General features: G+C 63.7%; 13 protein-coding genes. All 13 read right to left on the bottom strand.

What is annotated here, in order from left to right:
- Positions 1-43: 43 nt before the first annotated feature.
- A complete protein-coding gene (locus AC27L4_RS04020) occupies positions 44-403 on the bottom strand; it encodes a hypothetical protein (RefSeq protein WP_487140654.1) in 360 nt (119 codons plus the stop codon).
- Between the two features lie 21 nt (positions 404-424).
- Positions 425-676 carry a hypothetical protein gene (locus tag AC27L4_RS04025; protein ID WP_487140655.1) on the bottom strand — a complete coding sequence of 84 codons (252 nt, stop codon included), beginning with the start codon at positions 674-676 and terminating at the stop codon, positions 425-427.
- Positions 677-723: 47 nt separating this feature from the next.
- Positions 724-1368 (bottom strand): glycoside hydrolase family protein, encoded by a 645-nt coding sequence (locus tag AC27L4_RS04030; protein WP_487140656.1) that lies wholly within the window; start codon positions 1366-1368, stop codon positions 724-726.
- 70 nt (positions 1369-1438) lie between these two features.
- Complete coding sequence (locus AC27L4_RS04035) at positions 1439-1762, bottom strand: hypothetical protein (RefSeq protein ID WP_487140657.1); 324 nt, start codon at positions 1760-1762, stop codon at positions 1439-1441.
- Positions 1763-1771: 9 nt separating this feature from the next.
- The gene (locus AC27L4_RS04040; protein ID WP_487140658.1) at positions 1772-3484 is read right to left on the bottom strand and encodes an FAD-dependent oxidoreductase; all 1713 of its coding nucleotides are present in this window, start codon (positions 3482-3484) and stop codon (positions 1772-1774) included.
- The gene (locus tag AC27L4_RS04045) at positions 3484-5799 is read right to left on the bottom strand and encodes a hypothetical protein (RefSeq protein ID WP_487140659.1); all 2316 of its coding nucleotides are present in this window, start codon (positions 5797-5799) and stop codon (positions 3484-3486) included. The genes AC27L4_RS04040 and AC27L4_RS04045 overlap by 1 nt, the downstream gene beginning before the upstream one ends.
- Positions 5800-5801: 2 nt before the next feature.
- A complete protein-coding gene (locus AC27L4_RS04050) occupies positions 5802-6152 on the bottom strand; it encodes a hypothetical protein (RefSeq protein ID WP_487140660.1) in 351 nt (116 codons plus the stop codon).
- A 105-nt stretch (positions 6153-6257) separates the two neighbouring features.
- Positions 6258-6626: a type II toxin-antitoxin system death-on-curing family toxin gene (locus tag AC27L4_RS04055; RefSeq protein ID WP_487140661.1), complete on the bottom strand. Its 369-nt coding sequence runs from the start codon at positions 6624-6626 to the stop codon at positions 6258-6260.
- 778 nt (positions 6627-7404) lie between these two features.
- Positions 7405-9798, bottom strand: coding sequence for a DUF4951 domain-containing protein (locus AC27L4_RS04060; protein WP_487140662.1), 2394 nt, complete (start codon positions 9796-9798; stop codon positions 7405-7407).
- Between the two features lie 858 nt (positions 9799-10656).
- Positions 10657-11166 (bottom strand): hypothetical protein, encoded by a 510-nt coding sequence (locus AC27L4_RS04065; RefSeq protein WP_487140663.1) that lies wholly within the window; start codon positions 11164-11166, stop codon positions 10657-10659.
- Between the two features lie 210 nt (positions 11167-11376).
- Entirely contained in the window at positions 11377-11832 is a 456-nt protein-coding gene (locus tag AC27L4_RS04070; RefSeq protein ID WP_487140664.1) for a hypothetical protein, read from the bottom strand.
- A gap of 36 nt (positions 11833-11868) precedes the next feature.
- On the bottom strand, positions 11869-13095 hold the full coding sequence (locus tag AC27L4_RS04075; RefSeq protein ID WP_487140974.1) for an ISL3 family transposase: 1227 nt from the start codon (positions 13093-13095) through the stop codon (positions 11869-11871).
- A 691-nt stretch (positions 13096-13786) separates the two neighbouring features.
- Complete coding sequence (locus tag AC27L4_RS04080; protein ID WP_487140665.1) at positions 13787-14005, bottom strand: hypothetical protein; 219 nt, start codon at positions 14003-14005, stop codon at positions 13787-13789.
- Positions 14006-14103: the final 98 nt, after the last annotated feature.

The raw sequence follows: 14103 nt of genomic DNA on the forward strand, positions 1-14103 counted from the left end.
CGTTTGTGGGTGCGTCACCCGAGGGGCGGCGCACCCGGTCGGTCTACCGCGGCCCTCTCGAGGGCGGCGGCGGTGCCGTGTCGAACCGATCCGCCAGCTTGTCCAGCTTGCGCTCGATGCGGTCGGCGCCGGATGCGAAGCCACGCTGCCATTCCTCGATGCGGGCGAGCTGCTTGGCGACGTCGGTGTCGACCTTGTCGGCCTGGTCGAGCCGCACGGCCGTTGCGGCCGCCTTGATCTCCACCGCCTCGACACGGCTTTCGAGCTTGGAGGCCCACCAGACCACGCCGACCGTCTGCATGACGATGGCGATCATCAGGGCGATGGGGACTTTCTTGTCGAGCGACCAGTGCTCCGGGGACGGCATGTCACCGCCGCCCCTGGCGATTGCAGGATCGGCCATGGCGATTGCTCCGGGAACAGGTCATGCGGGCCGGTTGCGCTTGAGATAGGTCCCGACCCATGCGGCCGCGGCGGCGGCGAGCGCAGTGCCGGCAGTCGCCAGCATGCCGAGGGACGGGCCGTCGAGGCAGGACGCCACCCAGGCCGGATCGAGGTGCTGGCTGGCCTGGGTCACGATGGTCGGGGCGGCGGCCGTCGCCAGGAAGGCGATGAGGGCGGCGACATGCGCCTTGGCGGCCGTCTGCGGCACGCCGGGAGAAGGGCTGCTGGTCATGGGGAATCCTTGTCGGAAGGGAGCCGCGGGAGCGCGCGGCGTGGTGGTCAGGCGGCCAGGAACTGCGCCCGCTCGTCCTTGCGGCGGGCGACGAGGCCGGGCAGCACCTTGCCGCCGGCCCTGGTCCAGGACAGGAAGGCGCTTGCGGCGCCGGCGGCGTTGTAGGCATTGAGGCGTTTCACCACCGAGGACCTGGCGAAGGCGCCGGCGCCGATGTTGAAGGCGAGGCTCACCAGCGCGTCGAACTGGTGCTGCGAAAGCTCGACCTCGACGGCGTGGCGCACCGCCGCCTCGAACGTGGCGAGATCGCGCGAGAGGATCGCGTCGCACTCGGCCCGGCTGATCGTGAGATCGGGCCGGACCAGCGGCGGCCCAGCCGCCGAGGTGTGGCCGACGCCGATCGTCCAGACGCCGACGCTGTCCCGGTAGGCCTGGAGCCGCACGCCCTCGCGCCGGGCGATGGCGGCGCGGCCGGCCGCCGAGGTCGTCATCGGCGCCGGGGCAGTTGCCGGCATCGCGGGGAACAGCGCCGCCAGCGTCTTCGGCCCGGCGATGCCGTCGACGACGAGCGCCCGGGCCGCCTGGAACTTGCGGATCGCGGCCTCCGTCTTCGGGCCGGGCTTGCCGTCGAGCGGACCCGGCGAGAAGCCGAGCTCGAGCAGACGGCGCTGGGTGTCCAGCGTGGTGGTCATGGTGCCTCCGTTGATTGCAGGATTCGGCCGGGCGCTATCGACAAGCGCGCTTGATGCGCGCGGGCGAGCGTCAAGCCGGCGCCGCGCGCGCGACGGCGACGAAGACCGCCAGCCGCGTCCGCTCCTCGGAAGACAGCTCGGCCCAGGTCAGCAGCTCCGGCTCGCCGCCGTCGCCGAAGCTGCGGCCGGCGTTCATCAGCACGGTCAGCCGCGCGGCGTGCAGCTGCGGCGCGCCGGCGTCCGGGGCGTCGCGCAGGAACTGCGCCTCGGCCGCGGCGGCGGCGCGCTGGCTTTCGGTCAGCGCGTCCCACGGCACGGTGATGCCCGTGCCGGCGCTGGTGTCGTAGGCGAAGACCGCCTGGTGGCACATTTTGGCGATTTCAGCGGATGTCATGCTGGGTCCTCAGACGGGGATGAAGGGGATGCCGTAGGGGTCGACGACCTGGCCGATGCCAATCAGGCCGGCCAGGTCGATATAGCCGGGCACCGCAGTCCGGCCCGCGCGAAGCCAGCCCATGGCGTTGGGGGCTTCCTTGCAGTAATCCGGCGGGTCGCAGAGCGCGCGCATCGTCACGCCGTCGCTGATGGCGACGTAGGCCGCGTAGGCGAGCGCGTTGCCGGCGTTCATGAAGTGCGGCTCCATGCGGTAGCAGGAGTAGGCGACCGAGGTGGCCGAGATGCCGATGCAGGTGCCGTAGTTCGTGCATTTGCCGGTCTGCGGCAGCAGCGCCCGCAGCGGCACCTGGAAGGGGCGGCCGCGCAGCATCGAGCCGGGCATGCCGCTCGGCAGCAGCTCGGAGATGTTGTTGTCGCGGTAGTAGCCGTAGGGTGCCTCCCACAGCCCGCAGGGGTGGCGGTCGATCGGGTAGGAGGCGGCCGAGACCGTGTCGCGCTGGACGGGAGCCGGCGGCGCCGGCACGCCGACGGCGGTGAACTCCTGCACATGTGCCTGGGTGATGACGAAGTCGCCGACGATGCGGTAGCCCTCGCGCAGGTAGGGATCGCGCGGCCAGCCGCCGGTGTCCCCGAACGTGTCCTTCAGCGGCCCCCATTTGCGGAACAGGGCCCGCGTCACCGCCGGCACGCGCGGATCGTTGGCGAGGAAGTAGTAATAGCCGGCCTGCTCGTCGTAGAGCTTCTGCCAGATCGAGCCGGGCACGGCGCCGTCCGGGCCGCGGCCGCGCTGCGCCCAGGTCGCCGTCGCCCATTCGGTGCCGCTCGACGGGTAGCTGTCGAAGTTGAGTTCGGTGGCGCCGAAACTCGACGGCGTCGGCACGCGCGTGATGGTGATCTTGTCGGGCCAGGGGATCAGCCGGCGGAAGGCGTCCTCGGTTCCGGTCTTGGGCTTGCGCCAGGCCCGGCCGTTGCCGGTGCCGCCGATCTGGTCGATCGGCACGCGGAAGGCCATGCACTGGACGCGGTTGTCGGCGGCGCCGACCGCGAGCGCCGGCATCGCCTCGATGCCGAAGATCAGGTTGCCGTCGACGCGGTTCGGCACCGGGTCCTTCGCCGTGCCGAAGGTCGTCATGTTCTTGCCGAAGCCGGCCAGGCTCTCGCCATACTCGGTGTCCGCCTCGCGGCCGATGCGGATGTTGAGCTTGCCGAGGGCGGCGAGCGCCCGCGCCACCGACATCTCGTATTCGCCCTCGAGCGTGATCTTGGGCGAGATGGTGTAGGTGTTGGTGCCGGTCGAGCGGTCGATCAGCTTGACCGTGGCGATGGCGAGCCCGGCGCCGCCGCCGGACATGGTGACCGGCGTGTCCGGCGCCTCGACCAGCACGACGTCGGTCAGCACCGTGACGTCGTACTCCTCCAGCATGTCCCAGCAGATCTGGGAGTTGAACTGCGGCAGGGCCCGGTAGTTCATCTTGTTGGAGCCGGCCATGGCCGAGAGGCGGCGGAAATACTCGCGCCGGAAGCTCGCGCCGGTGTGGCGGATTTCGTAGCGGCCCATGTCCCAGCTGAGCAGGCCGGCCGCCGGCATGCCGCCGATGTGGCGGGAGTTGTGGGCGGCGACGACCTTGAGGCCGAGCCGGGCGGCCTGCCAGGCCATGGCCACGCCGCCGGGGGTGAGGCCGTTGACGAAGACGTCGCAGGAATAGGGGAAGTTCGCCATCAGCCGATCGCTCCGGAAGCATTGCCGCGCAGGTCGCAGTCCTGGATCACGCAGCCGCGGACCCCGTTGGCGATGCCCTTGACGCCGTATTGTTGCTGGTTGAAGGAGCCCGAGGCACCGGCCAGGGCGATGTTGGCGCCGCCGCCCTTGACGCTGAGGCGGGCCGCCGTGCTGCGCTGCAGCAGCTTGCCGTTGGCGGCGGTGTCGCCCGGGGTCTTCCAGGAGACGTACCACTTGTCGACGCCGTCGCTGGCATAGGTGAAGTTGAGCAACGTGGCGTTGGCCGTGGTGAGCAGCATCGCCATCAGGTTGTTGAGGGTGGCGAGGATGGGCGTGGCCCCGCCGCCGATCAGCACGTCCGTCGGGTTGACCACGGCGTTGACGAAGGTGATCGCCTGCCCGTCGAGGGTGAAGGTGTCGCCGTTGTTGGGGGTGGCGATGATCCGCCCCCAGGCCGTCGCCGGCGTCGTCTCGGTGGAGAGGCCGCTGCGGCAGCGCACCAGCTTGGCGTTCTGCACGCCCGGGTCGGCCGCGTAGCCCGAATAGGTGTTGGCCGCGGCGCTGGAATTGCCGGACATGGCGCAGCCGTCCAGCACCTTCTCGTAGGCCCAGGCGGCGCGGTCGTAGACGCCGTGCTGGACATTGTCGGAGAAGGCGCAGTGCTCGGCCCGCAGGAAGCCCTGCAGCCGGGTGCCGAGCTGCAGGCCGTTGCCCTGGTTCAGCCGCGACTTGACGTGGTCGAGCACCACGTCGCTGCCGAAGCCGACATAGATGCCGTCGGCGGTGGCGCCCTCGACGGTGAGGTCGTTGAAGCGGCAGTTGCGCGGCCGGCTGGCCTCGCTGCCGCCCGGGTCGGCGGCGAAGGTCGCCTGCGTCATCAGCACGCCGTAGCGCCCGCCGGTCATCCGGCCGCCGTCGACGGTGACGCCCGGCTTGCCCGAGGCGCCGACGTTCTGCAGGATGCGCAGGTTGTCGGGCACGCTGGCGCTGATCACCGGCACGGTCGGCGCGTCGAAGTCGGCGCGGAAGCGGATGTTGGTGACCGGGTTGGTCGCGTCCGACGACACCTCCATGTTCCAGTTGCCGGGCTTGCGCAGGGTCAGCCGGCCGAGGTCGATGCCGTCGATCGCCTTGCCGGCTGTTGCTCCTGCGCCGTTGATCCTCACATTGGCGTCGAAGCCCTCGACGGACACGCCCTCGGCGAAATAGATGTCGCGGGCGCCGGGGTTGAACACCAGGCCGTAGACGCCGGAATGGGTCTGGGTCGCCGAGACGATCTTGAGGTAGCCGTCGATCACCCAGCCCGGCGAGCCGAAGATGATGCCGCCATTGCCGTCGGTGACGGAATAGATCGTGGTCGGCCCGTCCTGGCCCTTGGTCTGCTCGAAGATCAGGCGCTTGCGCGACCACTGCGACAGGTCGAGGCTGCCGGTGAAGCGCAGGTTGCGCCGGTCGATCACCAGCTCGTCGTTCTCGGCCAGGGCGCGCTGGATCTGCAGGCGGCCGTCATAGGCGGTGGGGATGTCCATGTAGTCGGACAGCCAGCGCAGCCGCCTGAGATAGTTGAACACCGGCCGGCGCTGCGCCTGGTTGATGCCGCCGAGGCGCGGCGAGACGTCGTCGGGTACCATGCGGCGGTTGGTGTAGGGCCGCTTGGCCGACTTCGGGTCGGCCGGGCCGGACAGGAACGTGCCGGCGTCGACCGTGTCGGCGTCGATGGTGATCTGGACCCAGGTGTTGCCCTTGACGTCCACCTCCAGGTTGGTCTGCACCATCTGCCAGACGGTGCCGTCGACGTCGCTGCCGGGGTTGTTGCCCTCGTCGTCGCCGCCGGTGTTGACGCGTACCCGCAGCGGCGCGAACTGCGCGACGATGCCGGTGAACTGCAGCGGCCTGATCCAGCTCAGCACGTCGGGCTGGTCCGGGTCGGCGGCGATCGCCTGCCAGGCGCCGTTCTTCTTGGTGTCGGCCGAGCCACGGGTGTCGTTGAACAGCACCTTGTCGCCGTCGGCGATCGGCACGCCGTCCATGTCGACAGGGGCCGGATAGGTCAGCAGCGCCTGGTCTGCGGTGTAGTATTTGACCTCGAAGTCGACGGCGATCGAGCCGCCGCCGCCCGGGTCGTTCGGATCGTTGGGGGCGAGCTTGGCCGCCTCGATCAGGTTGACGACCTGCTGCAGGTTGGTGGCGTCGAGCGCCTGCTCGCCGGCCTTGACGTTGATGCCCTTGTGGTTGCGGAAATCGAGGTCCTTCCACAGCCCGAAGACCAGCGGGTCGGGCCCGGTGAGGACGAAGGTGATCTCGGCGTTCTGCATGGTCACTCCGTCACGTCGAGCAGGACTTCGCCGACGCGCTGGGTGCCGGCGGGGGATTCGAGGAAGCATTCGACGCTGAAGCGCCGCGCCGGCTTGTCGGCCCAGAAGGTCTTGGGCAGGACGAGGCGGCAGACGCCGTCGGCGACGACGTCGAGCCGGATGCCGCCGATCGGCGTGCCGCTGGCGATCTGGAACAGCGGCGCGCCGGTCTCCGGGTAGCGGCGCATCAGCAGCCGCACCGTGGCGCCGTCCAGCGCCGCGGCCAGCACGCGCGCTGCCTGCCGGGCCAGGATTGAGATGTTGATTGTCGCGTCCTCGCTGCGGAACAGCGTGATCGAGGCGGGTCCTGCCATGGCGGCTCCAAATGAAAAAAGCCGCCCGGGGAGGGCGGCTTTGGGGGGGGGATGTGGGGTGGAGAAGGCTAGAGGATCAGTCGGATTGTCACCTAGCCAAGAAGATCACGGCTTCGGCGCGACGCCATCCACGAATATTTCAACAAACTCGTCTTCATCCATAGAATGGTTTAGTACCATCTCAAGAGCTTTACCAACCGATGTGTCATCTCCCAACTCTAGTTGGAAGCCATTCAAATCGAGAAACATGAGAGCCGCAGCGTATCCAGTCCTTTTGTTGCCATCCTCAAAACCATGATTTCCGGCAATTGCCACCATTAAATACCCAGCCAGAAGGGCTATATCATCGATCCCGCTATAGGCCAGCTTGTTCTGAGGGTATCCGATGGCCGAATGGAAGAGCCGGCTCTCATCTCTCCTTAAGGCGGAGTCTATGAGGGGGGCGATTAGAGGGCTCGCGAGCAACCATGGCAAAGAGGCGCTCCGTCATCGCATATCTGATGTGCGCGATGGCGGGGTGGTTAGGCGATGATTTTCCTGATTCGATGTATTTAGTTATTTTTATTATTAAGTTTCAACAATATCTTTCTAAGAATTTTGCTGGAACCTGATATGGGCAGTCCAATGAATGTTTCGCTTTCCATCACAATTATCTCATTGTCGATTATAAATTCAACGATTTCTAAATCTTGGGATCCTGAAACGTAATGATTCTTCTTGTGAATCGATGCGTTTAGTTCTTTGAGGGCATGTAGAAGATTTTCTCGGAGATCGTCGTCATACTCCTTTCCCAGAAGCAATGTTTTGGATGAATCGTTGTCCGAATTTGACATCATTCCCTTGGGGGCGATTGGGGGGGGCTGACGGTTTGGCTTGATTTGATTGTCTCATTTGTACTTGGCGCAGATTGTGGTGAAGGGGCTGGACAATTACAGAGTGCTCTCCGAAAAATGAATATCTGGAATTTCTATAAGCGTAGATCGTTGCGGGGATCGCCTATTACTCAAAGGGTTCCATCTTCCTGTCCTCTTGCATGAAGACAATTTCGTCTCCATCCCCTTCCCAGCCGACAGTAAATACTCCGTCTCGTACATAGCAAATTTCCATGCGATCGTGGCTTTCTCCATTGTTCGCTAGTATTGTAATGGTATTCTTGGGCTTTATTCGATACTCCTCGCCGTGCGGTTCTGTGTAAAAAAGCACTTCCTTGTCAGATTCGTTTACAAACGCAATGCTGTGTGATGTGGTCATGTTACTCGCCCCAATGTTCCAGAATTTTTGCCATGAGAGTTGATCGTTCTTTGGCAGTAAGGTTGTTTCTGTTTCTTTTGAAATCGTTTATGTAAACGTTGAGCCAAAATATGGTATCTTCTTTGGTTAATCCTTTTTCCCTCATTTTTCTCACAGATTCCGTGTTGATTTGTGTGGCTCGATTAATTGCTCCTTCTGGTCCGCTCCCCCACTCAACAAGTTTGCGCCCGAAGTCGGCTCGTGTCCAGCCTTGAGGGGTAGGAGGTGGTTTCAACATGGGAATTTCCGGATTGGTTACGCCTCTTCCGTGCTGCTTGAAATTGGAAGGTAACGGTGGTTGCTGGTCGGTGGGCTTTGGGGAAGATTGGGGGCGCTGAGCCGTTTCGTCACCTCCGACATTGCCACTCTGGGCATTGGTGCCGTCGTCTGCCTGGGGAGGCGTGCCGGGTTGGGCGGGACCGCTGAGCGATCCGCCCGTGGGGCTCATGCTCTGTCCCTCTGGCAGTGCCGGGGCCGGACCTGGAGCGGATGCCTGCCGGCCATTCTCCCCATGGGCCTGGAGGCCCTCCTGCAGCCGTGCCTCGCCCTCGGGCGTGAAGGCGCCGTCTTCCGTCAACAGGCCAGCCCGTTCCTCCAGCGGCAATTGCTCGACGAAGGCGCGCGGGAAGCCCGGCTCGGCGACGATGCTGGCGATATCCGGGGCGGTGCCGTCGACGGGGGGCCTGGCCTGCAGCACGTGGTCCAGGGCAGACGCCGCCGCCTTGGCCGCTTCGGTCGGCGCGCCGGGCGTCGGCGGTTCGAGATCCGGTGCCTGGCCTGGCTGCGGGGATTGGCGCGGTGCATCGGGAAGTCGTGCACCGCCCCCCTCCGCGCGATCTCGCGCCTGTTCGAGAGTGGCGATCTCCGCGGCGTACTGCGTTTCGCGAGTTTGATCCCCGGCGCGCCGAGCCTCCTCTTGCAGGATGGTGAGGCGATCGATCTCGACTTGATGATCGCCGGCCGTGAGGGCTGGAGCACCGGCGCCGTCGCCGGCCTTGCTGTCCTGGCCGGCCTGCGGCGACGTGTCGGGGGGAGGGGCTCCGGCCGGATCGGCCGGCGGCTGCTTGTCCGGCGGCAGGGCTTTGAGGCCGGCCTTGAGGGACTGGTCGAGGGCGACGTCTCTCGCCAACTGCTTGAGGTCGGGAGCCGGGGCCCCGGCGGTGTTCCTGGTCGCGGTCTCGGCGGTCTTCTCGGCGGCTTCGGCGGCGGATGGCCTGCTCCCGCCCTTGACGACCGCTTCCTCGCCGTCCTTCACAGCCTGCCGGACCGTTTGGCCGATGGCGCGGCCCAGGAGCCTCCTGCCGATCTGGGCGGCGAGCCGCCCGCCGACGCCGCCGACCAGGGACTCGGGCGAGGCGGAGCCGCCGATGGCCTGGCCGGTGAAGGCCGCGAGATGTTCGGATAGGCCGGTGGCGTCCGGCATATAGGCGTAGCGGACGCGAGCGAGGCCGATGCGGCTGAGGGCGTCCTCCATGTCGGCTCGGACGGCCGCGGGCGTGTTGGGATCGTCCACCTGCCGGCGGGTTATCTCCTCGTCAGCCAGTCCGAGCAGGGTACCGTCGCGCCAGGCATCGCCGGCATTCGCTGTGAAGCGCTGCAGGAGGCCGACCTCGCCGCGGCTCGGGTCCTGCTTGAGGCGGTCGAGATAGCGGTTGCCCGCTGCCGGCTGGTCCTTCGGGGTCTGGCTCGGCGGTGCGGCCTGCGCATGGCCCAGCCTGGAGCGGCCGGAGTTCCAGGCTTCCAGCAGGCTCTCGGCAAAGCCGTAATAGCCCTTGTCCCCCTTCCGGTAGTTCGGATCGTAGGCCTCGTTGAACTCGGCGGCGGACTCGGGATGCGCGATCAGCATCTCGACCACGTCGTCGTCGGGGACCGGGAGAATCCGGGGCATGGCAGCCTCGGCGTCGGCCTTCTCGCGGGCGGCTTCGGCGGCCGAGCGCCGGTTCAGCTCGGCATTGGCGAGAGTCAGGACCAGCACCGCGGCTTGATCGGCCCTGTCGCCCGTCGCCGCCCGGACATTGGTCATGACGTCGGTGGTGGCCTTGGCCTCCTGGCCGGGCAGGGCCTCGAGCAGCGGCGCGGCCAGGGCGTTGGCTTCCTCCCGCGAGAGCGGCTGCTGCAGCTCGGGCGGGATGCCGAGCCGGGCCTGTTCCGCCAGCCGCGCCTCGACCAGCGGCCTGAGGCTCTCGGGGGCGGCGGGGTCGACGGTCTTGGCGGCCGCCTGCACCGCCGGGGCGTCGGCGACGGCGGCCACGGGATCGCCGCGCCGCTGCGCCAGCACCTGAGCGGCCTTGGCCTGGGCCTCGGCCTGGTCCCGCTGCTGCGCGGCGAAGCCCGGCGCGCCGGGGACCGGCCGCATCTGCGCGACGCGGCGGTCGATCTCGGCGGCGGGCAGCTGCGCGAAGTCGCCGGTCTGGGCGTGGAAGCGCCGGGCCCGGGCGCTGTTGGCCTCGAAGGCCCGCTGGGCCGGCAGACCGAAGGCGGCGCAACAAGTGCTCTGGTGCCTTGGCGAGCGCGGCGCCCTTGCCGGGAGGGGGCGGCCGGGTTGGGGCCTAGAAGGTCGGGCCGGATCATTGGATTATCCGGCCGCCGACACCTCGCCTAATGTTTCACGCGTCAGAAGCCGCCGTATTCGCGCCTTTACGGCTCTTCCAGGGACGAGAAGTCCGGATCGGGGAGTGGGCGGCACGACAGTCGCCCGTCCTTCGAGATGAGCGACGCGATCTCGCCGGAGATGTACGTATTTGATGATTCTAATATAGTTTCAGCGGGCCTCACTATCAGAGAATATTCATTTTCTTGTTGATTTTGCGTATTATAATTTGTCTCTTCGTTTCCTAGCAACGCATAGTATAGCCCAAATTTTTCTGCCTCATATGTCGGATATTCTTCGTAATACCCGCTAGTATCTTTCGTAAAATTTAGATCTAAAACGGATCCAAGAATGTCGTCCGTGTGTTTTAGGTCCGTGACAGATATAATTACAACATTTGCAAATACTCTCATTTTCAAATTTCCCTCATATTATGGTGAATGGGTGCTGATGGTTCGTGGCATTGTAAAATATGATATTGGCTATAGCAAGTGTATTTTAACATAAAATTATATGGTCAATTAAAAAATCTGATGATTTTGGGTAAGAGCCTGGTGGTATTTATTTGAATATAAATGTAATATTTGAGTAATTGGCATTCTTTGCCATTTGATAAATCTGGGATTACCGCCTTGCCTTTATTTTATTTTGAATTCTGAGAGGCGTCGGGGTTCTGCCGGCGGATTGCCGCCTCGACGTGGCTGTAGCCCTGCCGTCGTCGAGGCTGGCCGGGGCGCCGAGCGGGCCCTCGCCGCGGTGGAACAGGGCCTTCAGCGGAAGCTGGGCCCAGTCCGGCGCCATGGCGAGCGCGGCGCCCTTGCCGGGGCCGGCCGGATTGGGACCCCAGAAGGCCGGGCTGGGACGGGTGTCGAACCGGATCGCCCGGGCGCCGGGAGGAAGGCCGACGCCCCTGGCGCCGCCGCCGACGGCCGCGATCAGCGCCGCCCTCTGCTGCGGCTTCCAGCGGTCGACGTCGAGGGTGTCGATGGCGGTGGGCTGGGACGTGCCGGCGAGGACCCGGCTCTCCGAGCCCGCCTTGATGCGCAGCTCCGGCGCCACTCCGGCGGCGAGGGCGCTCAGCGCCATGGCGCCGGCGCCGGGCGGCAGGCTGCTGACGTCATCGCCCGGCTTCACCACCAGGGCAGTGGAGTTGGCTGTACCTGTGGCAGTGCTGAGCAGGTTCCTGGGCGGATCAGCTACGCGGAGAGGTCATGGAATTGTCGAGGCTGGTAGCCAACAGATGCGTCTGCGCGATGTCGGCGGACGGTGTTCGGCAGGGCCAAAAGGCGAAGAAGGCCCGGCCATCGCATTCCTGAGGGGGACGATGGCCGAGTCGTCAGGTAATCATTCTTTTGGCTCGACATATTTGGGTAGATACTTAAGAAAAAACGGGTCTATCTCTCGGAAAATTGTCTTTCCGACCATCCTTATGGCGACGACTTCCATTTTCAGGGGAGGTTCATCACCAAACATATAGCAATTTCCGTATGAAGCTGGGTATTTTTTTGCAACAAGACGAAAAAATTCTTCAACTCTCTCGAAAATATCTACAGGAAGGTGGTTTGGCATTATGTTGAGCGAAAACGCTATCTCGCCAAGGTTGTCCGTATAATTAAGATCAGTAAAGAATTTAATGGTATTGTTGTAAATTGCATTAATGTCACTTATAATTATTCCTGTTTTTTCTAAAATATCTCCTGGATTTTCTCTATTATCCAAAGATTCTTCTTCGTCTATTATGTATTCATGGTCAAATTTCTTACCAAAAGTTGACGCAATCCAAATATTGAGGTAGGTCATTGTTTCGTCTCCGGGCTCTTTTGAATTTTGAGTGGGTTATGCTGCATGCGGGTTGATCCGCGTGAAGTCGAGTTTTCTGGCGATCAGGAAGAGAACGGTTCGCCTGGTCGTGAAACGCGTGTAGCCGCGGGCCTTGCGTTTGGCGGCCTGGAAGAGGCCGTTCAGAGCCTTGATGAAGCCGTTGATCTGGCGGGTTTGGGGCCAGGCGACGATGCCGTCGAAGTGCTTGCGGACCATTCGGGCGACGTCCTTCATCGGTTCGACCTTGGAGCGCAGGACATTGGTGCACCACTGCTTGAGCATGGCGGAGACGACGTTGATCTGCTTGCGGTCGAGGATATCGCGAAGATGCTCGCGATGGAGCCAGGCCCGCGCCGTGCGCTTGGTGGCAGCCTGGGCGATCAGGCTGTCGAGATCGGCGCGACCTTCGTCAGAGAGGCGATCGCGGTCCTTGAGCAGCGTCCAGCGCAGCCCTTTGAGGCTTGGGTCGGTGCGCTGTTCGAGACGTCGCATCTGGTCGACGGCGTCGGAGGCATGGGCGACGACGTGGAATTTGTCGAAGGTGATCCGGGCATTGGGCAAATGCTCGTCCACGCCTTTGATGAAGGCCGGCGACATGTCGATGCTCACCGACCGGACCTGCTCGGGCGTTCCTTGGTGCGCAGTCAGGTGTTCGGCGAAGGCGGCTACGGTCTTGGCGTCCTTGCCCTCGGTGGCGAACACCACCTTGCGTTCTTCCATGTCGGCGGCGATGGTCAGGTCATTGTGGCCGCGCCGGCAGGACGTCTCGTCGATCGCCACGGCGGTCACCGCCGAGAGGTCGGCCTCGGCCAGGGCGAGATCGACATGGCGCGAACAGATCGCACGGACGCGATGCCAGGAGCAGCCGACCAGCCTGGCCACGGCGGCGAAGGTCATCTGCTGGGCCATGGCCAGCACCAGCGCCTCGAACAACAGCGTGAACCCCGCAAGCTTGCCGAACCAGTCGGGTTCGACTTGGACGACCCGCCCGTCGGGCAGCTTCACCCGCGGCGTTCTGACTTCCAGGAAGCATTCATGCTGGAAGAAATTGAGATGCCGCAGGCGCTTGATCTGGGTGTCGTGGACCGGATGGACGCCCGCCACACCGGGCGCCGGAAACCGTGTGCCGGCGACGAAATCGACGCCGATCGTCAGCGTCTTCTCGGCCGCATCGAAATCGACGCCATTGACGTACCACGGCTTGGCAATGCCCAAGGCCGCTTCAAAGAGTTGGTTCTGCACGCGCGCACTCGCCTCCCGAGCCCCACCTGCACCCAGGATGGCAAGGCGGCGCTCGGTCATCAAGGACGCTTCGCGCCGCTGCGCGGTGGCCGATGGCCATCCTTGACCGCCGATCACCGTCTTGTCTCGGGGGAGGCAGGTCGGGACGGAGGGATGGTCTCTCCGGTGAAACAAAGGGATGGACGTCGGCTCGTCCTCAGGCCGCCAGATCGGCAGCCTCAACCCACTCGCTTTTCAAAAGAGGCGAAGAAGGATCGTAGCCGGAGCGGTTGGAAGCCAAGTGCGAGCGGATGCGGTCGTTCTCTCGAGTCCTTCCCGGCCGAATGCGCCCAACCCAGACAATCGCCGTGCTCGCCCCGATGTCGAACCGTGCCGCCGCCCGGCACGCGGACATTCCAGACTGGGCCGCCTCAATCACCCTGTTACGCAATCCTGACTGTACGCTCGTGCCATCTTCCCATGCACCGCCGCAGCGGCAAAAACGCATCACCGGCACAACATCTGGGAATTCAACACGTTCTTTGGAATCCCCTTCGATTCTGAGTTTTCTGAAAACGCTCTGATGTAGATTCTGTCAATCAAGTAAGTAGCATGACAGTTGACCGTCCTTTGAAATTATTTATACAATTTCGTCGGTAATATAGTTGTATTTTTACCCGAAGCTTTGATACAAATGGTCGATCATTATATGCTAATAATTCGTCTTTTCCTCTCTGAGGTCATATTTTTGCTCGGGAATTCCAAGTAAAGCGTATCTAAGTCCGTTCTTTTCTGCCGCATAGGCAGGAAACTCCTCGAATTCTCCATCTAGATCTCTTGTGAATTCCAAATCTAACACTGAACCAAGAATGTTCGCAGTGTGTTCTAAGTTTTCGATCGGTACGATACCGACATTAGCAAATGTTCTCATTCATAATATCTCCCTGTATCGTTTCCCGATATAGACAGGCTTGTCTCCTTCGCTTCTTCGAAGGGCAATATCTCGATTGGTGAAACTCTGATTGTGGT

This window comes from Labrys sp. Lb11 (genome assembly GCF_057554225.1).